We start from the raw sequence: 21,930 nt of genomic DNA on the forward strand, positions 1-21,930 counted from the left end.
GATACAGTATTGTAGGATTATCTCCGCGTAAAATTTAGCGCAATTTTTAATGGTTCGTGGCGATACGAACCACGGCGAGGGCGAGCAGCCATAAAAAAAGCCCCGATGCAAATCGGGGCTAATTGATTGTTAATTTGGAGAGATATTAATGTCCGTGATCTAAATCGTATTCATTTACATCTTTATGGTCGTATGGTTCAACCATTAACTCATCGATGGTTTTTCCTTTTTTATTGAAACCAAAGCGCTCTAACATTCTATCAAAAATTAAATACACTACCGGTACTACAATTAAGGTTAAGAATAATGAACTGGTTAATCCACCAACAATTACCCATGCCAAACCATTTTTCCACTCGGCACCTGCGCCACTTGCAAGGGCAATAGGAAGCATACCAAATACCATGGCAATGGTGGTCATTAAAATCGGACGTAAACGTGCGTGGTTGGCCAGTACCAGTGCTTCCTTAGTTTCTTTACCTTCGGCTTTTAAGTGGTTGGTAAAATCGACCAGGATAATCGCGTTTTTAGCTACCAGACCCATTAGCATAATTAAACCTAAAATGGTAAAGATACCAATTGAGTTGTTGGTTAAGGCCAGGGCAAGTAAGGCTCCGATTACCGCCAACGGTAGCGAGAACATTACCACCAAAGGATAAATGAAACTATCATAAAGAGCTACCATGATCAGATAAACCAAAATAATAGAGGCTAACAAGGCAATACCTAAAGTACCAAAACCTTCTGCCTGGTTTTCCTGATCACCCGCCCAGCTGTAACTAACACCAATTGGTGCTTTTAACTTGCCATTTTTTTGCAGCTCTTCCAGTTTCGCCTGGAATTCGGCAACTACTGTACCTGTGGGGCGACCAATTGATTGTGCTTTAACCGATACTGAAGTAGATTTGTTTAAACGCTCTAGCTGACTTGGTCCTGAACCTTCTGTAATAGTTGCGAACTGTGATAACTTAATTTGTTTGCCATCATTGTTTACAAAAATAAGGTTACGTACATCTTCCACATTCTGGCGGTTAAAGTTTTGATACTGAATATTAATATCGTACTCGTATTCGCCTTTTCTGTATTTACCATCGGTGTTACCAGCAAATGCTGTTTGCATGGTCGAACCTACTGTTTGTAAGGTTAAACCCACTGCCGACATTTTATCGCGGTCTACCTGAACGTTAATTTCAGGTGTTCCTTTTTCTACTGATAGTTTAATCTCTGTAGCACCCGGAATTGCGCCAAGCACTTTTTGTGCACCTTCGGCATATTTCAATGCGCTATCTAAATCAGAGCCCATAACTACTAATTGGATCGGCGCATTTTCTGCAATACCCAAAATACTAATCGGCACAGTTTTTACTTTTGCACCAATCAGCTCTTTGGCCAATGCACGACTCATTTTAGTCGCGAAAATATCTGAAGATACACCTTTACGCTGATCGCGCTCAACCAATTTAACATTGATTTCAGATTTGTAGGCAGTTGCCTGTGTACCCCCAAAATCACCAGTTGATTGACCAACAGTAGTAATTAACTGGGTAATTTCTGGTTGTTTATCTAAGAAAGCTTCCGCTTTTTGGGTCAGGAAGTTGGTTTGCTCTAAAGAAGCATCTTTAGGTAACTCTAACTGAACCAAGAACTCGCCTTTATCAGATTTAGGGAAGAACTCAGAACCAATGAAACCGCCTGCTAATAATCCGCATGAGCTGAAGAACATCACCACAACTATAATCAAGGTTAACGCTTTGTGGTTTAACGACCAGGTTAAGATACTGGTAATCCACAAAGTGAATTTTTTAAGCTGCTTCTCAAACCAAAGGATAAAACGGCCAAACAGATTTTTGCCCTCAATACGCTCTAACTTGCCAAAACGTGAGAAAATAAGCGGTACAATGGTAAATGAAGCCACCAACGATAGTAAGGTGGCAATAATTACCACGATACAGAACTGGCGCAGGATGTTCGAAACCAAACCTGTACTTACCGCAATAGGGAAGAATACCACCACAATTACGAAAGTGATCGATACTACGGTAAAACCAATCTCACGTGTTGCATCAGATGCTGCACGTACCTTATTTTTACCCATTTCCATGTGCCGCTGGATATTTTCCAGTACCACAATCGCATCATCCACCAGGATACCTACCACGAGCGACAGCCCCAGTAGCGACATTAAGTTTAACGTAAAACCGAATAAACCGATGCCGATAAAAGTGGCGATTAACGATACCGGGATCGATACCATTACAATGATCGCGTTCCGTAAGCTGTGTAAAAAGAAAAGCATTACGAAGGCTACCAAAATAACCGCTAAAATTAAATCGTGGATTACGGCATCAGCAGATTCTAAGGTGAAAATAGAACTGTCGTTAACAATTTTGATGTCTAATTTATTGCTTGCGTATTCGTTTTTAAGTTTAGCAATAATGGCGTGTACGCCTTTACTCACTTCTACAGCATTTGCATCACTTTGTTTAATAATTTGAATAGCGATAGAAGCCTTACGATCGATACGGGCTAATTTTTCAGTTTCCTTTTGCGAATCCTGAACATCGGCCACATCGCCTAAACGGATTTGTGCACCATCTTTACCGGTGGTTAAAACCAGGTTTCTTAACTCTTCAATGCTTCTGTATTTACCCGATAAACGGATTAAAACGTCCTGATTTTGTGTTTTAACACTTCCGGTAGGGAAATCAAGGTTCGACGAAAGAATCATTTGTTGCACTTGCGGAACCGAAAGGCTATAGCCTTGTAGTTTATTGGCATCAAGTGAAACCTGGATTTCACGCTCAGAACCACCCACTAAGTTTACCTGAGCAATACCACTAACCCTCGAAATTACCGGGGCAATACGTTTGTCAATTAAATCGTAAAAACTAACGTCGTCCATGTTAGCAGAGGCCGACATGGTAATTACCGGTAAATCATCAAGCGAGAATTTACTTAACGAAGGCGTTTTTACATCTTCAGGCAACTCGGCCAGGATGGCATTTACCTTACGTTGTGCATCATTTAAAGAGATGTCGATATTCGCCACATCTGTTAAAGTAATGGTTACGGTTGATAAACTCTCGAAAGAGACCGAGTTAATTTTTTTGATGTTCTCCATCGATGATACCGCATCCTCGATTTTTTTTGTTACGGTATTTTCAACCTCATTTGGCGATGCACCAGGGTAAATGGTCGAAATAGATACTACGTTGTTCGAGAATTTTGGAAGTAACTCATAGCCCAACGAAAAGTAACTGAGTAGCCCAAGTAAAGTTAGTGCGGTAAAAACCACAATAACCAGCGAAGGCCTTTTTATAGATATATCTGTTATCTTCATTTTAAATTTTTATTGCAATTGAAATAATATCGTCCTTCGACAGGCTCAGGATGACAAACTGTAAACTGATAACTGCCAATTGAACTATTTTACGATACTCACAGCAGTTCCATCAGCCAGGTTAATCTGTCCGCTGGTAATTACTGTTTCGCCTTCTTTTAAGCCATCCAAAATCTCAACATTATCTCCTAAAATACGGCCTGAAACCACATTGCGGATTTTTGAAGTATTGCTGGCTTTATCCAACAAGAAAACCTGGTTGCTGCTTACACTACCCACAAATGAGGTACGTGGAATAAGGATGCCTGGAGCCTGTTTAGGGAATTTAAACACAGCGGTTCCGTACATACCGGCTTTTAAGCTGTTTTTGTGGCTGTTTTCTACTTCAATCTCGATTGGGAAGTTTAAGGTAGCATCGGCTTTAGCGGCAATAAAAGTTACCTTACCCGAAAAATTATCAGTTGGGAAAACAGAAGATTTGATCGTAATCTGATCGCCAATTTTAAGGTTAGCCACCTGCGATTCGTTTACATTAACCTTCAGTTTCAATTTAGAAACATCAACCAGCTCGAACATTTGCGTACCCTGAGTATTTACAAAAGCACCAACTTCAATGTATCTTTTGTTTACGATACCGTTAATTGGTGATTTGATATTGGCATCGCTCAATTTGCGTTGCGAGGCCTGTAAACGCAATTTCGCATTTCTGGTAGCCAGTTTAGCCTGGTCTAACTGTTGTTGCGTAACGCCGCCGGTTTGAAATGAGCTCTGGTATCTGGCTTCATCGCGTACCGCATTCTGGTAGTTAGCCTCAGCCGTTTCCCTGTCGGTATTGATAATTTCTGCATCAACACGTGCCAAAACCTGACCCTTGCTTACGCGATCGCCTTCATCCACATAAATGGCGGTAACACGACCTGCGTTTTCTGATAAGAAGTTTAATTCTTGTTTAGGGATAAAATTTCCGTTTGCACTGAAATCTAAATCCACAACTTTTTTCTGTACGTCTGCAACCCGAACGGCAACTGCGCCACCACCTTTAGCAATGAAAGCAGTTTTTTCTTCGTTCTTCTTTTTGTTGTTTTTTAAGACATAAGCTATTGCACCAAGGGCAACAACAACTACGATGATTATGGTAATTACTCTTTTCATTTCTATTGTACTAGCGATTTAATATTTCCGTTTGATTTGATTAATTGTATTTCGGCTATTTTATAATTTAATAAAGCCTGTGTATAGCTGTTTTGTGCTGAGGTTAATGCGTTTTCCGTATCCAAAAGATCGGTTAACGAAGCTAAGCCATTGTTATAATTGTTTTGAGTACTCTTGTAAATCTCTTGCGCTAAATCAGCATTTTTACGTTGCGATTTAATGGTGTTTAAGTTATTGCGCAACTGTATTTTGGCATTTTCGTAAGCCAGGTTTAAAGAGTTTGTAGTTTCTTTTCTGCTTTCCTGTGCCTTTTTAATGTTTACATCAGCCTGGCGGATTTTAGAACGGGTTAGGAAGCCGTTAAAAATTGGCACTTTTAAAGTCAGGCCTACTGCCGAAGCTCCATATCCGATTGCTGCTGCATTGGATTTTAAGAAATCGAAACCATCGCTTTGGCTCGAGTAAGTATAGTTACCCGTTAAAGCCAATGAAGGATAATATTCAGCCACATAAGCTTTTCTTTGTAGCGATAATAGTTTATCCTGGTTATTTAAAAGTTTAACCTCTGTTCTGTTGGCCAGATCGATAGAATCTGTAAATACAGGTAGGGTAGTCACTTCCGTTAATTCGGTTGCAGGTAGGTTAATCGGTGTTGCAACAGGCATTCCCATCGAAAATTTCAATTGGTTTTCCAATTGGGTAATTGCATTGATGGTTTGCTCGCGCTGTGTATTCAGGTTAGTTAAGTTTACACTGATCCTGTCTACATCGATTTTTCTGGCCAAACCATTTTTATACTGGTTGCTTACAATTTTTTCAACCACCTTAACATTTTTAATGTTGGTATCGATTACGTTAAGCTGTTGCCTGTTTACCAAAACCTGGTAATAATTGTTGGCTACCAGTTCGATAATCTGCTCTTCTGTTAACTGCGAAGTAAGGTTATAATATTCTTCGCTCGATCGTGCAGCCTGTAAACCGGTAAAAACCTGCTGGTTAAATAATTGCTGCGAAAGCTGGACGCCGGCAGTCGAATTCCAGTTCTGACCCAGTTTGATCGCCTGTGTTTGTCCGCCGAAATTAGCTACCAACTGGCCGATAATCGGGTTGTAGGTTAAGCCTACGTTTCCGGTAATTTGTGGTAAGGCTTGTGCCCTTACTTCTTCTACCTTGTATCTTCCACCTTCAATATCCAATTTGGCATTTCGCACTTTTGTATTGTTTTGGAGCGCAAAAGTGAGCGCATCTTTTAAGGTAACCTGCTGCTGTGCAATTGTCAGCTGCGGTAAAACCGAGCCGATAATAACGATGAGCATTAATCTTACCATTTTTATTCTAAGCATAATGTATTGATTTTTTGTTTTTGGGTTCTTCTCTGTTTTTTTCAGCCATTAACCTGAGGCTGTTTATTTGGGCTAACGTTAAGCTTTAATCTATGCACCTTAAACCCCTTACAAATATGGTGGTCAGGTTTTTTTGCTTCATCGTCATTTTATTTAATGCTTTTTTATCAGGGAAAAGGTCTTTGCCGGTCTCCATAATACACATGGTACAGAGGCCCATTAAGCTTTCCAGGTATAGTTCGGCAACATGGGCAGTGTCATCGTGCTCAATTTCTCCTTTTGCTTTAGCCTGACTAAAAATCTCGGCGAAAAAAGCTTTTTCCGATTCTTTTAGTGCATGTAGCTTGCCTTTAATCACCTCATCGTTCAGTAAATCCGGAATTCCTTCCGTAATGCGGAGCATGTAATATTTTTGGAAAAAAGTGTTCCTTACATCAATGGTGTTAAAAAGAATTTCCTGTACTGGCAGCTCAGGGTTGTATTTCTTTTTAATCAGTTCGAAGAAATCGTTAAACACTCTTTCAATCACCCCCACAATCAAATGTTTTTTATCCGGGAAATAATAATAAAGAGATGGTTTGGATACAGACAGATCTTCGGCAATATCGTTCATTGTGGTTTTACCAATACCAAAATGGATAAAGCGTTTTATAGCGCCATCAATAATTTGCTCTCTCTTTTTATCGGCTACAATCATTTTACTTTTCTACTTTCTGACTTTTTTAATATTTTAGTCAAAAATAGTGCTAAAAAATGATTTGTCATGAAATGTTTGGCTAAACCAGAGGTAAGCTTACAATCTCATGACATAAATATACAGTTTTTGCTGTTATATATCTTTACAAACCAGTTGTTTATATATTTTGTTCGTCTTAATTAACATATTAACTGTACTATTTACCATCATTGCAATGGAGTGCTTGTCGTGGTTTATACACAAGTATTTATTTCATGGGCCCTTGTGGTTTTTGCATAAAAGTCACCATCAAAAGGCTAAATCATTTTTCGAATGGAACGATTTGTTTGCACTGTTATTTGCCGGGCTTTCGTTACTGTTAATGTATATTGGCAGGAAGAACTTCGATTACCGCTTTTTTGTTGGACTGGGTATTACCCTGTACGGCCTGATTTATTTCATGGTGCACGATTGGTTTGTGCACCGGCGTTTTAAAACCTTCAAAAGCACTAATACCTATTTGTTGGCTGTGCGTAAAGCCCATAAAATGCACCATAAAAATAGGGGAAGGGAAAAAGGAAAGGCTTTTGGGCTGTTGTTTGTGCGGAAAGATCTAATCTCGTAAGCCTGAAATAGAAATAATCACTAAAAGTAATTTGATAAACTAATTAATTAGTTTATATTTATTTTATAAGATATAAATATGAAACGATACCTGGTCATTCTGGCAATTTTCTTTGCTTCGTCTGCAATTGCGCAAAACATTAATTTTACTATCAAAGGTGAAATTTCAAATACTGATAGCATCAAATATGCTTATTTAACCACGCTTTCCCAGCAAATTCCTATATCAAGCGATAAAATATTTATGGTAATGCCAGTTATTAACGGCAAATTTGAGTTTAAGGGGGCTTTTGATCTTGAGGGTAAAGATTATCAATACGCCAGTGTTTTTTTTGAAGAGAGAGGAAATATTTCTAAGGAAGAAGCATTGTCTAAATTTAGAAATCTGATTTGGCTAACAGGAGCCCGGAGGAATGCAAAGCTTATCGTACTAGAGGATTTAACCCTGTCGATTGATAATTATGGGAATACTAAAGCTGCTAAAATTACTGATAAAGGTATTTTAACAAGGCAAAGTGATGAGGTTACTGAGGCCATAAAAGCCAGAGATAGAAAAATGATAGCCTTTGTAAAGAAGTATGCTGATTCACCTGTAGCTTTCTATCAGGTAGAACAAATCACCTCGATGTTTGATGTGTCTCGTAAGGATAGGATGCAAAGTATGTACGGCTTGCCACTAGAGTTGTTTAATGAACTTTCTCCTAGATTAAAAAATAGTAAAAAAGGGCTCGAATTAAAGAAAAATATCGATGATAAGGTTAAGTAGTAAACCTTTGGTTCTGTTGTTTGCGGCATTGTTTAATTTTATGGATTCTGTTAACGCTCAACAAACTTTTAAGGGGAAGCTTATCCTAAAATCGGATTTTAGCACACTCATTCAGCAGCCATTTAAAGTTGTACTGAAAAGATACGATTTGGCCAGTTTAGGCGGCGTAACCGACACGATTATAATTAAAGATAAAGTGCTGAGCTATGAAACTGAGCTTTTGGAACCAGTAAACTTATTGATGGATTTTTACTGGAACAATAAAAAAGTTACTTCAAAGAAATTTTGGACAATGCCCGGTAATTATGAAATTGCGATAGACAGCAATTTAGTTCCTGAAATTGTGGGCGTTAAACCTGCAATTGTAGCCGGCATAACAGAGCTTGATCGGTTTTCGGCTGTTTTTTCTAAAAAGGCGGAAACAATGGTTGGTAATGTTAATTATGAAAATCAGAAAATTGCTGATGTTGAAGCCAGGATTTGGCAAATAAGAGATTCGATAGATATTGCGCTTGATAAAAATGTGTACCTCCCGGCCATAAAATTGAACGCAAATTCGCCGGTTGGCTTATATGCACTTTGGCAGTACGCAGATAGGCCACATGGTAAGCCACGAACTATAAATCACCCAAAAGAAATTAATTCATTATTAAATACGCTAGGGCCGGATATTAGAATACTTCCATCTGCGCTAAAATTAATCGGTACCATATCGCTCGAGAGACAACTTAGGGTTGGTAATGTAATGAAGCGTTTTTCGCTACCTGATGCTAAGGGTAAAATGTACAACCTTGATGATTTTAAGGGGAAGTATTTGTTGGTGGATTTTTGGGCAAGCTGGTGTGTGCCTTGCAGAGATGAGAACCCGACCCTGGTTAAAGCCTTTAATAAGTATAAAAAATCTGGATTCCAGATCGTAAGCATAACAAGAGACCGATTATCGGGAAGGACAGATTGGCTTGAAGCGATACAGAAAGATAAGGTAAATATATGGCCTCAGTTAAGCGACTTTAAAGATGTAGCGCAGAAAATTTATAACATTGAAACTATTCCGGTAAACTACCTTGTGGATCCTAAAGGCATAATTGTTGGCAGAAATTTAAGAGGGGATGATTTGGAAAAAGCACTTAAAAAGATTTTTAAGTATTAAAAGTGATTGCTAGATTTCTCTGCAAATGCCTCAAGAGGTCGAAAAAGGTAGTGAAATCTACCATAAAACAATGGCAAAGAAAACGAAAAGGCTTTTGGACTGTTGTTTGTGAGGAAAAGCTTATTAAGAATTAAAGCTATATGATAAATAAATATTTCGCCATCTTTCTTCTCGGTTTTATTTCTATAATCCTATACGCCTGTGGCAAAAAAACAGATAAAGAACGCGCCATTGCCCTTGTAGAAAAGCAATACGAAAATAGTAGCCAAAAGCTGAACTTTGAGCAGGCTACGCTTGATAGTCTTTATCATATTTCGCCCAAAGCTTACGCCGATAGCATTGCAAAAGGACATGAGCTCGATTCGACTCTGGCGGTACTCGAAACAGAAATTGAACATTTTAGTCAGGCAGAATCAGATAGTGTAGGCTTGATTAGTGCAAAGCTGACCAAAGAAAGATACAGTTTACTGGAGCTGGCTAAAACCAAACCAAAGTTTATTGGATGGAAGTTATCAGGAGTGACTAAAGCTGGAGATATAGCAGCGTCTTTGAGTTTTAATTTTGATCAAGGGATTAGCAAAATCGTTCCTTAATTAATTTTTCTTTTACTTTTGCAGCATAACAAAATCAACATGCTTCAAATTCAGGAAAATATTTCGTTAAAACCTTACAATTCTTTTGGTATCGATGTTAAAGCAAAGTTCTTTGCCGAAATATTTTCGGAAGCTGAGTTGAAGGCATTGTTTCAGCATGAACTGGTAAAAAATCAAAAACTACTTGTTATTGGTGGGGGGAGTAATGTACTGTTTACACAAGATTATCAAGGTCTTGTAATCAAAATTAGTATTAAGGGCATCGAATCTAAAGTTGCCGGAGATGAGGTTACGATAATAGCGGGAGCAGGCGAAATATGGAACGATTTTGTAAACTATTGCGTAAAACATGGTTTTGCAGGGGTTGAGAATTTAAGTTTAATTCCTGGTACCGTGGGGGCATCGCCTATACAAAACATTGGTGCTTACGGAGTAGAACTGAAAGATGTTTTTGAAAGCTGTACCGCATTCGAGATTAAAACCGGTAAAATTAAGATCTTTAATTATGACGATTGCCATTTTGGTTACCGTGAAAGTGTTTTTAAAAGCGAGCTAAAAGGGCAGTACATTATTACCTCAGTTGCTTTTCGTTTATCGGCTGTGCCAAATATCAATACTTCTTACGGTGCTATTGAAACTGAACTGCAGAACAGGGGAATAGAAAAACCAACCATTGCTGATGTTTCTGCAGCGGTATCGCATATTCGCGTAAGCAAATTACCAGATCCATCAACCATTGGTAATGCTGGTAGTTTCTTTAAAAATCCTGTAATTGAAAAGCATGAGTTTGCTGATATTGTAGCAAAACACCCCGATGTGGTGCATTATGCTACAGCCGATGATAAAATTAAACTTGCCGCTGGCTGGCTAATTGAACAGTGCGGTTGGAAGGGTAAAGTGGTAGGGCAAACTGGTACCTGGAAAAATCAGGCTTTGGTGTTGGTTAATCACGGCTATGCCACTGGTACAGAAGTGTATAGTTTTTCTGAACAAATAATAGACAGTGTAAAGGCCACGTTTGGAGTCGCTTTAGAATGTGAGGTAAATATTCTGTGACGAAACAACGCATAGGCATAAACCAGTACTTTTAGGGGCGTGCCAGAAATTTTTGGTACTAAGTTTGTTTGGATTATAGTGAATGGACATTAATTCATTTGTTTTTTTTAATCTACCTAAAGCTTAAATATCATGACAAAATTCGAATTCAATCACCTCGTTAATCATCACTCCGTATCGCTTAGATCTTACGCTTTAAATTTTACAAAAGACGCTGAAGATGCAAATGATCTGGTTCAGGATACCATGCTGAAGGCCATTACTTATTATAATAAGTTTAAAGAAGGTACGAATTTGAAAGGTTGGTTGTTTACCATCATGAAAAATACTTTCATTAACAACTATCGCCGTTTAGTAAAAACGAATACTTTAATTACGCAGAGCGAGGATATTTCTTCGGCTAACCTTTCATACAGTGCAACTAAGAACCAGGCAGAAAGTAAATTTGTGCTGGGCGATATTGATAAAGCCCTTGCTCAATTACCTGAAGAGTATTATGTGCCTTTCATCCGTTATTTTGAAGGTTATAAATACCACGAAATTGCTGATATGTTAGAAATTCCTATCGGAACAGTTAAAACACGTATCCACGTAGCACGCGGTATTCTTAAAAAATACCTTAAAACTTATTCAAAAGAAATTGCCAGTACTGAAATGGCTTAAGATACATCAATTGGAAAAACCAGGGGCTCAGATTTTATCTGGGCCTTTTTTGTTATCACTTCCAAAGCGAAAAGTCATCTCGACCGTAGTGGAGAGATTTACCTAACAGATCTTTATCGCATCCCATATCTGTCATGCTGAGGGTTAATTTATTGGATAAAATCAATATTAGTGATATCCCCTCTTAGGGCTCCTCATTTCGAGCGAAGTGCAACGTAGTTCAGAAATCCATTTAAAGATCTCTCCATTTCGCTGCGCTTCAGTCGAGATGACGGTTCTTCTATGGGGCTGTCAATGGTAGAGTAATCGAAGGATCTTTTATTTGTTCAAGGTTGCTAGTCGAAGTCGCCGTCATTTCGGGCGCAGTTGAGAACCACGTTAGTGCTCAGCGAAGCTAAATCTGTCTCGAGATAGATTTCTCTCCGCCTGTACGGGCAGGCGTTCCTTTATGCTGCAGTCGAAATGACGACCCTTTTATTTAATTATCGGTTGTAGCCAACTCATATAAGGTATTCCCAAAATCTCCTAAAAAGCAAAAGGCCTGGAAAATCCAGGCCTTTTTGCTTATCATATATTTGGTTAGTTGATTCTTATTTTTTCTTTCAACAATTCGCCTTCTCTCTAATTTCGAAACAAATGCAAACCTCGAACAATAATGCGTTTTAAAGGTTTTTTGCAGTGTTTTTGTTTTGTGGTTATAAAGATAAGGGAAATTTTAAATTTGTCAAGCTTTTTTTAACTTTTTTATTATTTCTTTTGCTACCACTTGTCCGGAGATGATTGCAGGGGGCACACCGGGGCCGGGAACGGTTAATTGTCCGGTATATAAAAAATTTGTTACATTGCTTTTCATTTTCGGTTTAAGGAAAGCGGTCTGTTTCAAAGTGTTTGCTAATCCATACGCATTTCCTTTAAAGGCATTATAGTCTGCAACAAAATCATCCATGGCATAACTGCGTTTAAACAAAATGTTATCGCTAATGTCGTTTCCGGTTAAATCTTTAAAGCGTTTAATCAATAAATTAAAGTATGCTTCCCTTTTGCTTTCGTTATCTTTTAAACCAGGGGCTATCGGAATTAAAAAGAAAAGGTTTTCGCAGCCCTCGGGTGCCACACCCGGATCGGTAACCGAAGGGCAGCAGGCATAAAACAAGGGTTTTGATGGCCATTGAGGGGTAGTGTAAATTTCTTCAGCATGTTCATCAAAAGGTTCATCAAAAAATAAGTTGTGATGGAGGATATGATCCAGTTTTTTATTTAGGCCAATGTAAAACAGCAGGCATGATGGAGCCATGGTTCGTTCATTCCAGTATTTTTCATCGTACCTTCGATAGGTTTTCTCAAGCAGTTTCTGTTCTATATGATGGTAATCGGCATTACCCACCACAAAATCGCAATTAAAGCTGCCTTTGTTTGTAATTACCTGCTCTGCATGGTTATTCTTAATTTCAATTTTGCTTACTGTGGTATCGAAGCTAAATTTTACACCTGCATCGGTAGCTATTTTCTGCATGGCGGCAACAATCTGGTGCATACCGCCCATGGGATACCAGGTGCCTAAAACCAGATCGGCATAGTTCATTAGACTGTATAATGCAGGGGTATTTTGTGGAGTGGCACCCAAAAACAAAACAGGGAATTCTAACAGTTTCCTTAGCTTATCGTTTTTAAAGAGCCGGTGAACATGTTTGCGCATATCGCCTAATAGCTGCAGTTTAATTCCACTAATGGCTAAGCGTGGATCGAAATACTCCATTACGCTATGCGATGGTTTAAAAACGTACTCGTTCATGCCTACCTCATATTTATATTTAGCCTGATTTAAAAACGATTGGAGGTTTTTGCTGCTGCCGGTTTCCAGTTGTTCAAATAGCTGATATAAATCATCCAATGTTGCGGGTACATCAATGGTGTCGTTTTGGCCAAAATAAATGCGGTAGGAGGGACTTAACCTTTTAAGTTCATAGAAATCGGCGGTTGTTTTGTTAAAGAGCTGATAGAAATTTTCGAAAACATCGGGCATCCAATACCAGCTGGGCCCCATATCGAAAAGAAAACCATCTTTTGCCCAGGTGCGTGCCCTGCCACCTGCCATTTCATTTTTTTCGAGAACGGTAACTTCGCAGCCTGCTTTTGCCAAAAGGGCGGCGGCAGCTAAGCCTGCAAAGCCGGCACCAATTACAGTAACCCTGGTTTTTTTGTCCATGCTGTAAATAAAAGCAATTTTGGCGATTTTGTTTTGGGATTTTGGTAATTAGCAGGTTTTGCAATTCAACATCGAGTTTAATTCATTACCGTTAAGGAATTAAGAAAATTAAGTAAGATTGGAGACTTAATGCCGTTATTTCTTAATGATGGAAAGATAAATACATGCCAGACAAACTCTTGATAGATTTCTTACCTTTGCCCAGCTCATGGTTAAACTACGCATTTCATTATTCATTCTGTTTTCGGGTATAGGTTTGGCACAGGCCCAGTTGTCGCCCAAAGAAATTGCCGTGTTAAAGGCCAATATGGTTAAGGCTATTGAAAGTTCGAAACTGACTGATTCTTTATTTAAGCGACTGAATAAATTGCCCAACAAAACTGCACTTGTTACTGGTTACACGGGTACTTTGGAAGCATTAAAGGCAAAACATTCGTGGAACCCTTACAATAAGATCAAATTTGTAAGCCGTTCACTTAAAACCATGAAAAAAGCCATCGATATGGATAAGGAAGATATGGAAATCAGGTTTATGCGGTTTTCAATTGAGTTTTACACACCTTCTTTTCTGGGTTTTAGTAAAGATCTGGCTGAAGACAAGAAGGAAATCGTTAAACATTATCAGAATGGAAACTTTGGATTGGCTGATGAGGAACTGGTGCGTAATGTAGCCAAATTTATGATCGACAGTAAAAGATGTACCGATACGGAAATTAAAATTTTTAAGAAACACCTCTAAATGAACTACACCTACCTGCTCATTAACATCGCTGTAATTTTTTTTCCACTCGTTTTATCGTTCGATAAAAAGGTGCATTTTTTTAGTAAATGGAGGTTTGTATTTCCGGCGATCCTGCTCACAGGGCTCTTGTTTCTGATCTGGGATATGCTTTTTACCAAACTCAATGTCTGGTCGTTTAACCCCGACTATGTTATCGGTATCAATCTTTACGGGCTGCCATTAGAAGAAATACTTTTCTTTTTAACCGTTCCTTATGCCTGTATTTTTATTTACGAGTGTTTGAACGTTTACTTCCCTAAAAACGAATTGCAGAAATACAGCCTGGCCTTAAGTAATTTAATTCTTGGGCTTTGCATTGCCATTTTGTTTTTTAGTTATTCGAGGTGGTACACCCTCATTAATTTCGGCTTCCTGCTGGTGGTGCTCGGTTACGTAGAATATGTAAATGTAAGGCTCAGGTTTATGTATCGGTTTTTCAGGGCTTATCTGGTTTCGCTTATCCCTTTTTATATCGTTAACGGATTTTTAACAGCCATTCCGGTGGTGATGTACAACGATAAACAAAACCTTGGCTTCAGGGTTGGTACCATTCCTTTCGAAGATCACTTTTATTTAATGGGCCTGCTGCTGCTGAATATTTATTTTTACGAAAAATATAAGGATAGGGCTGAAAGTAAAAGCTTATTAATTGAAAATTCAAAACAGGTATAGCCCTGTTTTAAATTTCAGGTTATGTTTTGCCGTACTGGCGGAGGGTATTAACAAGGGTTTCTGCACCATGCTAACCCTAAAAATGAAATACTTACTGTGCCACTTAGCCCCGGTTGGAGCGGTACCCTGCAACAACGAGGTACGAGGCAGCGAAGCGTACAGGCGGAAAACGGGAAGTAAACAGCTGTTTTGCACAGGTTTTGCGTTTCAAAAAAATGTCATTACCTCATTTAACCATAAAGCACTTTTTAATTACCTTCATTGCAAATTAATTTAATGAATTTACCAGTTTATACCAAACAACAGTTGGCTTTACGGAACGGAGAAGATAAACCGCAGATTTGGGTAGCCTACAAGGGGTTTATTTACGATATGACTGAGAGTAAGCTTTGGCGTAACGGTAAACATTATGAGCACTGGGCTGGTCAGGATTTAACCGATGAGCTGGCCGACGCACCACACACTGAAGCAGTTTTTGAAAAATTTACGCCTGTGGCGGTACTGGCTAAACCAAATTAATTTTAGTTAAAGTAGCCTGCTTTAACTCTTTAAATTCGGATGGTCTTTTCCCTACCATTTTATAAAAAGTATTGCTAAACGATGAGATGCTGTTATAGCCAACTTCGTAAGCAATTTCGCTAATGGTTAAGTCGGTTTCGAGCAGTTTCTCCATTGCTTTTATCATTCTGGCCAATTTAAGGTATTGGAAAAAAGAGGTATCCATGGCTGCCTGGAACAAGCGCGAAAGCGTACGCTCACTAAAGCCCATGGCTTTGCCTACACTTTCTAAGCTCAGTTGATCGCTTGAAAGGTTATCGATAATAAATTTCAGTACAGGTCTTAAACGCTGGTTTTCGGTGGTTGGCAGCGCAATAGGCAAAGGATGCTCGCTCACCACCGGCAAAATATTTTTTAAGGTATTCAGAAAATCATACTCTTTACTATTGGGAGTGATATTGCCATTCCAACGTTCGGAAAATAAAAACATTTCGAGCAAAAGATTATTTACAGGGTAAATTCCAATTTGTTTATAAAAAGGGTTTTCGTGGTCGGTAGTGATATCAAAATAGATATTCCTTACTACCGCGGCCTGGTAACGATGTTGTAAATGGTGTTCTACGCCTGCCGGAATCCACACGTAATGCCGTGCCGGAAGGAAATAAGATTTCTCTTTGGTGTATAAGAATATAATGCCACCTTCTACATAGGTTAACTGCCCCTTTAAATGTGCGTGGTCTTGAAATCGGTCTTCAAACCTGCTGTGCCAAACATACATGGTTTCTGGTTTTTGGTCGATTGCAAATAAAAGGTCTTCGTTGCTAACTTTTATCATTTGGCTGGTTTAAACAAATATCTGTCGGTTTAGATAAAACAAAGTAACAAATCTGTATCGAAATTTGCATCATTAATTAACGGATATGAGTTTTACAAAATATAAAAGCCGGTTTGGATGGTGTGTATACGTTCTTTTGCTGCCTGTTTTTGTTCGTGCGCAAGAAGCTGCCACACAAAATAATTTAAACATTACCCAGGTTTGGGCGCTTGCCGATAGCAACAGTAAAAAAATACAGGTAAAGCATTTAAGTGCCGAGGCAGCCGATGCCCATGTTAAAGTAAGCCAGGCCGAGCGTTTACCCGAAATAGCAGCCGAAGGGATTTACGCCCACGTTTTTCCGCTGCCCATTTACGAAAACGGCCTGTTCCATACTCCGGCGCAGTTTCCGGTAGCGCCTACTTACTATAAAGCCAGCGCCGATGCGTATTTTAATATTTATAATGGAGGTAAAACCAATACCGAAATTAATGCATCGAAAGTAGAAAGTGAGCTCAGCCATATTCAAAGCAGCCAGAATAAACAGGAAATCCATTACATCGCCGCAGTATATTTTTACGATGTTTTTCGCAATATTTCTTATCGCGTTTTATTGGAACAGGATATCAGGGATCGCGAAAAGCAACTAGCAGAAATTAGCCAGTTGTATAAAAACGGTACCGTATTAAAAAGTGATGTGCTGCGGGCCGAGCTGCGTTTATCTAAACAACGTATGTTGCTAACCGAGATCGAAAACAGCATTAAAATTGCGAAACAGAAACTCAATATCCTGATTGGTCGACCTGATGATGCTCCTTTAAACCCACAAATAGCAGCTAGCGAAACAGATGCTATTGCCCTGAAACAGGTAGACGAATATTTTAACGATGCCAAAACCTCGGCTTACAAAATCCGGATTTCGGAAAAAGAGCAGGCTTTGGCGCAGTTAAAGCTGAAAAATATCAGGTCTAATGTAATGCCATCGCTGGGTTTCTTTGGCGAATACGCTTTTGCTTATCCGCAGATCCAGTTTTATCCTTATGCGCTTTCGCTTTACAGTACCGGCATGGTGGGCTTAAAGCTGAAAGTCCCGATTTCATCGTGGTATACCAATCAGCATAAAGTTAAAGAAGCGCAGATTAAACTGCACCAGCAGGAAGTGGAAGACGAGGATGTAAAAGATAACATCCGCCAGGAAGTGCAGGAGAATTACATTCGCTATAAAGAATCGGTACAACGCATTAACGTGGCCGAAGAAAATATTAAACAAGCTACGGAAAGTTACCGCATTGTGCAGAATACCTATTTCAATCAGCTATCGCTGCTAACCGATTTGCTCGATGCCGAAACCCAGTTGTTGCAATCGCGTTTTGAACTAACCACCGCAAAGGTAAATGCCAAAATACAATACTATCAATTACAAAAAGCCATTGGAAATTTATAACATGAACACACAAAAACAAAGTAAGGCCGATAAAATAATTAGCAGGATAACCACCATCATAGCGCTGATTGTACTGGCAGTATTGCTGGTTTGGGGAGGTAAAACACTGCTGGGTTATATGCGCTATGAAGAAACCAACGATGCGCAGGTTGATGAATACATTAACCCGGTTACTGCCAGGGTTAGCGGTTACATTAAAGCCGTAAAGTTTGAAGAAAACCAGGAAGTAAAAAAAGGAGATACCCTGGTGCTGATTGATGATGATGATTACACTGTGCAGCAGGATGAGGCTTCGGCTTCGTTACTGAACGCACAGGCACAGGTATCGGTACAGCAAAGCAATATTAAAACGGCTCAAAGTAATGCTGCGGTAATGCAGGCTAAAATTGCTGCCGCTAAAGCCAAACTCTGGAAACAGCAAACCGAATACAACCGTTATAAAAAACTGTTCGATGCCGAATCGGCAACACGCCAGCAACTAGAAACGGTTGAAAGTTTACTGCAGGTAGCGCAGGCTGAGTACCTGGCTGCAAAGGAAGATTATGCGGCGGCAGTTTCTAAAACAAATGATATAAAAGCACAAAGTGAAGTGCTGTCATCAGAAATAAAAAGGAGAGCTGCCGTGGTGAAAAGAAATAACCTTAATACTTCATACACCGTAATTGTAGCGCCATACGATGGTAAAATGGGTAGACGAACCATACAGGAAGGCCAGTTGGTGCAAACCGGACAAATCATAGCTTACATTGTTGATCGAAGTGCGGGTAAATGGGTGGTGGCCAATTTTAAAGAAACCCAGATTGCGAAAATGTATGTTGGCGAACAGGTAAACATAGAAGTAGATGCCTTTCCCGATCAATTTTTTGCGGGCGAAATCGAATCGCTATCAGGGGCTACCGGATCAAGGTTTTCTTTACTGCCTCCCGATAACTCTACCGGAAACTTTGTTAAGATTGCACAACGCATACCCGTGCGCATCCGCATCAATAAACAGGATAAAGGCATTGATTTGTTAAGTGCGGGTATGAGCGCAAGTGTAAAAGTTAAAAGGGCTCAGGGTCATGACTAATACCATGCCCTTATTTAAAGCGAGGGTACCCGAGTGGTTGGTTGTTAGCAGTATTTTTGCAGTATTGCTATCGTCGGTACTGCTCTTTGCCTTATCAACCGCCGATGGAATTGCTGCCGCTGGTTATTATGGTGCTACCGCTGCTGATGTGCAGTTTTCTTTACTGATGTTTTATTCAGCCGTAGCCAGCTTTGCAGTGGTAGAACGCCGTTTTTTTGCGCGGGTAGTAACCAAAGATTATCTCCTGATTTGTATTGTTTTAGAAATACTGATTACCTATTGTTGTTACCATACCCGCGAAATAGGCCTCATTTTCGTCCTGCGTTTTTTACAAGGCATAGTAAACTGTGGTTTAACCAGTATTTCGCTCAACCTGCTGTTTAATCGCTTAAAATCAGAGCATGCCAAAGAAACAGGTTATACCATTTTTTATGGGATGATTCTTTGTGTTTCGCCACTTACGGCTTTGTTTTCGGTGCCGATAGTAGAAAACTACGAGTATAATGTAGTGTATAAGGCCATGATATTTTGTTTTTTGCCCAGCGCTGCATTGCTTTTTAGTGTATTAAACCGGGTGCACATGTTGCCTAAAAGCCATTTGTATAAAATAGATTGGCTCAGTTTTGTACTTTTTGCCTCCATGCTGGTGCTAATTGCTTATGTATTGATATATGGGCAGCAGTACGATTGGCTGGAAGATAATACCATTGTTGCAGCCATATTGGCAATTTTAATGTTATTTGCGGTTTCGGTTGCCAGGCAGCAGACCTTAAAAAGGCCAGCGGTTGATCTGGCTATATTTAAATCAAGGAATTTTGCCATTGGCATCGTTTTTCTGGTTATCCTGTATCTAATCCGCGGGGCATTTGGTTTAACTTCTTCTTATTTTATCAGTGTTTTGGGGATGGATTCGTTGCATGCCAACGAGATCATGATCTTTAATATTACCGGCGTAGTAGTCGGGTCGTTTATTGCCATTCGTTTCCTCATCAGGCAGAAGCACCTGCGCATTTTATGGGTAAGTGGTTTTGTATGCCTGTTTGTGTTTTTCTTATGGATGGGGCAGTTGTTTTCGAGCGAAGCAGGAACCGCTAATTTTTACCTGCCTTTGTTTTTACAAGGATTGGGAGCAGGAATGGTGATGTCACCCATTGTGATGTTTATCATGTCGTCAGTGCCCGATCGCATGAGCCAGTCGGCAGCTTCAGTAGGTGTTTTTGTGCGTTTCTCTACTTTTAGTTTAAGTCTGGCTTTTATTAATTTTTTCCAGTTGTATTTTAAGGGGAAACATAACGATGATTTGAGGGCTAGTCTTTCTGTGTTGGATTTTAATCTACCCGAACGGTTAAAAAGCTACCAGTCTGCCTTGACAAGCAGGGGTATGTTGAGAGATGAAGCATCGAAAGTGGCCGTCGGCCTGTTGAATAAAGCCGTGCAGAAACAAACCTTTTTGCAGTTTTGTGTAAGCTATTATAATTGGGTTGCGGTTCTTTGCCTATTCACGATTTTGCTGATTGCCTTGCAACCTGTAATTAGCCGCACGGTAATTAATTTGCGTAATAAACAACCTGCGGCTGCAGGGTTTTAGGGCAGTTGGTAATTAACAGTTTGTAGATTCTGTAAGGATTTCTGCTGCAAAGAGATTGTGAGGTTGATGTCATGTTGAGCCTGTCGAAACAGGTTTTCTAATTCCTTCGACAGGCTACCATTGACAGACCCAACAGAAGGATCGTCATTTCGACTGAAGCCAACCGGTTTTTCACCGGTAGTGAAACGGAGAAATCTATAAAGACAGATTTCTCGACTACGCTGCACTTCGCTCGAAATGACGACTCCGATGGGGCTGTCACTAATATTGTTTTTATCCAATAAATTAACCCTCAGGATGACAACTTAATTTTTATTGCTCTATTGTAAATGCACTCAGGTTTACAAACTGCTGAATACGTGCTGCAACTTCTTCTTCGGTTAAATTTAACAATCTTTCAGTTCCGAATTTCTCTACACAGAATGAAGCTAAAGCTGAACCATAAATAATGGCATTTTTCATGTTGTTAAAGTTAATGGTGCCCACTTTAGCTAAATAACCGATAAAACCACCTGCAAAAGTATCACCTGCACCAGTTGGATCGAACACTTCTGCCAAAGGCAATGCCGGAGCAGAGAAAATCTGATCTTCGTGGAACAACAAAGCGCCATGCTCACCTTTTTTAATGATTAAATATTTCGGACCCATAGCAAGGATTTTCTCTGCTGCTTTAACCAATGAGTATTCGCCTGATAACTGACGGGCTTCGGCATCATTAATGGTTAAAACATCAACCAATTTAATGGTCTCCAGTAAGTCGTCCATCATAATGTCCATCCAGAAATTCATGGTATCCATTACAATTAACTTCGGGCGGTTTTTAAGGCGTTTAATTACGGTTTGCTGTACCTGAGGGGTAAGGTTACCCAGCATCAGGTATTCGCAGTCCTGATAGCTTTCCGGGATGATCGGGTCGAAATTTTCCAATACATTTAATTCGGTAATTAATGTATCGCGGCTATTCATATCGTTATGGTATTTGCCCGACCAGAAAAAAGATTTTTCGCCTGCTTTTATTTGTAAACCTTCAGTGTCAATACCATGTTTGGTAAAGGTATCAATATCCGATTGATGGAAATCATCACCCACTACTGCAACAATTTTGGCTTTATTATAAAAGTAAGATGCTGCTAAACTGGCGTATGTTGCTGCTCCGCCTACAATTTTATCTGTTTTTCCGAAAGGAGTTTCAATAGCATCAAAAGCTACAGTACCTATGATTATCAGGCTCATATCTATGTATTAGTTTTTTTTTAATTTTTTTTCACTGCAAATATTGCATAAATAATTTAAAAGCCCTAATATTGCATTCCCAAAACGAACAAGCAGATATTTGCTGTAAAGCTTAAAGAAACTTGTTTTTTTGGATAGCCGGATTCCTTCTTAGCTCAGCCGGTTAGAGCATCTGACTGTTAATCAGAGGGTCGCTGGTTCGAGCCCAGCAGAAGGAGCGAAACCCACAATGAAAGTTGTGGGTTTTTTGTTGTGTGCCAGG

The 21,930-nt window shown here is 39.4% G+C and carries 19 protein-coding genes and 1 tRNA gene; 13 read left to right on the forward strand and 7 right to left on the reverse strand.

Annotation, left to right across the window (positions count from 1 at the left end; translation table 11 throughout):
• Positions 1-145: 145 nt before the first annotated feature.
• The 4 genes from DBR40_RS25615 to DBR40_RS25630 all read right to left on the reverse strand — a co-directional run bounded on the left by DBR40_RS25615 (position 146) and on the right by DBR40_RS25630 (position 6,532).
• Positions 146-3,340, reverse strand: a complete 3,195-nt coding sequence (locus DBR40_RS25615) for an efflux RND transporter permease subunit (protein WP_124562576.1) — start codon at positions 3,338-3,340, stop codon at positions 146-148.
• Between the two features lie 84 nt (positions 3,341-3,424).
• Complete coding sequence (locus DBR40_RS25620) at positions 3,425-4,492, reverse strand: efflux RND transporter periplasmic adaptor subunit (RefSeq protein ID WP_124562577.1); 1,068 nt, start codon at positions 4,490-4,492, stop codon at positions 3,425-3,427.
• Positions 4,493-4,494: 2 nt separating this feature from the next.
• Complete coding sequence (locus tag DBR40_RS25625; protein ID WP_124562578.1) at positions 4,495-5,835, reverse strand: TolC family protein; 1,341 nt, start codon at positions 5,833-5,835, stop codon at positions 4,495-4,497.
• 85 nt (positions 5,836-5,920) lie between these two features.
• A complete protein-coding gene (locus DBR40_RS25630; protein WP_124562579.1) occupies positions 5,921-6,532 on the reverse strand; it encodes a TetR/AcrR family transcriptional regulator in 612 nt (203 codons plus the stop codon).
• A 166-nt stretch (positions 6,533-6,698) separates the two neighbouring features.
• On the opposite strand from DBR40_RS25630, the gene DBR40_RS25635 reads away from it, so the two are divergent.
• The 6 genes from DBR40_RS25635 to DBR40_RS25660 all read left to right on the forward strand — a co-directional run bounded on the left by DBR40_RS25635 (position 6,699) and on the right by DBR40_RS25660 (position 11,363).
• Positions 6,699-7,136 carry a sterol desaturase family protein gene (locus tag DBR40_RS25635; RefSeq protein WP_124562580.1) on the forward strand — a complete coding sequence of 146 codons (438 nt, stop codon included), beginning with the start codon at positions 6,699-6,701 and terminating at the stop codon, positions 7,134-7,136.
• A gap of 78 nt (positions 7,137-7,214) precedes the next feature.
• Positions 7,215-7,901 (forward strand): DUF4369 domain-containing protein, encoded by a 687-nt coding sequence (locus DBR40_RS25640; protein ID WP_124562581.1) that lies wholly within the window; start codon positions 7,215-7,217, stop codon positions 7,899-7,901.
• 40 nt (positions 7,902-7,941) lie between these two features.
• A complete protein-coding gene (locus DBR40_RS25645; RefSeq protein WP_158674141.1) occupies positions 7,942-9,051 on the forward strand; it encodes a peroxiredoxin family protein in 1,110 nt (369 codons plus the stop codon).
• 140 nt (positions 9,052-9,191) lie between these two features.
• The gene (locus tag DBR40_RS25650) at positions 9,192-9,644 is read left to right on the forward strand and encodes a hypothetical protein (RefSeq protein ID WP_124562583.1); all 453 of its coding nucleotides are present in this window, start codon (positions 9,192-9,194) and stop codon (positions 9,642-9,644) included.
• 39 nt (positions 9,645-9,683) lie between these two features.
• Complete coding sequence (gene murB / locus DBR40_RS25655; RefSeq protein WP_124562584.1) at positions 9,684-10,700, forward strand: UDP-N-acetylmuramate dehydrogenase; 1,017 nt, start codon at positions 9,684-9,686, stop codon at positions 10,698-10,700.
• A gap of 132 nt (positions 10,701-10,832) precedes the next feature.
• Positions 10,833-11,363, forward strand: a complete 531-nt coding sequence (locus DBR40_RS25660; protein ID WP_124562585.1) for an RNA polymerase sigma factor — start codon at positions 10,833-10,835, stop codon at positions 11,361-11,363.
• A 724-nt stretch (positions 11,364-12,087) separates the two neighbouring features.
• On the opposite strand, the gene DBR40_RS25665 is transcribed toward DBR40_RS25660, so the two are convergent.
• The gene (locus DBR40_RS25665; RefSeq protein WP_124562586.1) at positions 12,088-13,569 is read right to left on the reverse strand and encodes a phytoene desaturase family protein; all 1,482 of its coding nucleotides are present in this window, start codon (positions 13,567-13,569) and stop codon (positions 12,088-12,090) included.
• A gap of 208 nt (positions 13,570-13,777) precedes the next feature.
• Between DBR40_RS25665 and DBR40_RS25670 the strand changes: the two genes are divergently transcribed.
• The 3 genes from DBR40_RS25670 to DBR40_RS25680 all read left to right on the forward strand — a co-directional run bounded on the left by DBR40_RS25670 (position 13,778) and on the right by DBR40_RS25680 (position 15,541).
• Complete coding sequence (locus DBR40_RS25670) at positions 13,778-14,308, forward strand: hypothetical protein (RefSeq protein WP_124562587.1); 531 nt, start codon at positions 13,778-13,780, stop codon at positions 14,306-14,308.
• Positions 14,309-15,022 (forward strand): lycopene cyclase domain-containing protein, encoded by a 714-nt coding sequence (locus DBR40_RS25675; RefSeq protein ID WP_124562588.1) that lies wholly within the window; start codon positions 14,309-14,311, stop codon positions 15,020-15,022.
• Positions 15,023-15,298: 276 nt separating this feature from the next.
• Positions 15,299-15,541, forward strand: coding sequence for a cytochrome b5 domain-containing protein (locus DBR40_RS25680; RefSeq protein WP_124562589.1), 243 nt, complete (start codon positions 15,299-15,301; stop codon positions 15,539-15,541).
• Here the strand turns inward: DBR40_RS25680 and DBR40_RS25685 are convergent.
• Positions 15,528-16,355, reverse strand: a complete 828-nt coding sequence (locus DBR40_RS25685) for a helix-turn-helix domain-containing protein (RefSeq protein WP_124562590.1) — start codon at positions 16,353-16,355, stop codon at positions 15,528-15,530. The two genes, DBR40_RS25680 and DBR40_RS25685, sit on opposite strands and share 14 nt — an antisense overlap.
• Positions 16,356-16,440: 85 nt before the next feature.
• Here DBR40_RS25685 and DBR40_RS25690 point away from each other — a divergent pair, with 85 nt between their 5' ends.
• The 3 genes from DBR40_RS25690 to DBR40_RS25700 are packed head-to-tail and all read left to right on the forward strand — an operon-like array spanning position 16,441 to position 20,435.
• A complete protein-coding gene (locus tag DBR40_RS25690; protein ID WP_124562591.1) occupies positions 16,441-17,778 on the forward strand; it encodes a TolC family protein in 1,338 nt (445 codons plus the stop codon).
• 1 nt (position 17,779) lies between these two features.
• On the forward strand, positions 17,780-18,847 hold the full coding sequence (locus DBR40_RS25695) for an HlyD family secretion protein (RefSeq protein WP_124562592.1): 1,068 nt from the start codon (positions 17,780-17,782) through the stop codon (positions 18,845-18,847).
• Positions 18,840-20,435: an MFS transporter gene (locus DBR40_RS25700; protein WP_124562593.1), complete on the forward strand. Its 1,596-nt coding sequence runs from the start codon at positions 18,840-18,842 to the stop codon at positions 20,433-20,435. The genes DBR40_RS25695 and DBR40_RS25700 overlap by 8 nt, the downstream gene beginning before the upstream one ends.
• Before the next feature lie 312 nt (positions 20,436-20,747).
• Here DBR40_RS25700 and DBR40_RS25705 read toward each other — a convergent pair whose 3' ends face one another.
• Positions 20,748-21,668, reverse strand: coding sequence for a PfkB family carbohydrate kinase (locus DBR40_RS25705; protein WP_124562594.1), 921 nt, complete (start codon positions 21,666-21,668; stop codon positions 20,748-20,750).
• A 144-nt stretch (positions 21,669-21,812) separates the two neighbouring features.
• Here DBR40_RS25705 and DBR40_RS25710 point away from each other — a divergent pair.
• Positions 21,813-21,886, forward strand: a tRNA-Asn gene (locus DBR40_RS25710).
• Positions 21,887-21,930: the final 44 nt, after the last annotated feature.

It is taken from the genome of Pedobacter sp. KBW01, assembly GCF_003852395.1.
In the GTDB taxonomy this organism is placed as follows: Bacteria; Bacteroidota; Bacteroidia; order Sphingobacteriales; family Sphingobacteriaceae; genus Pedobacter.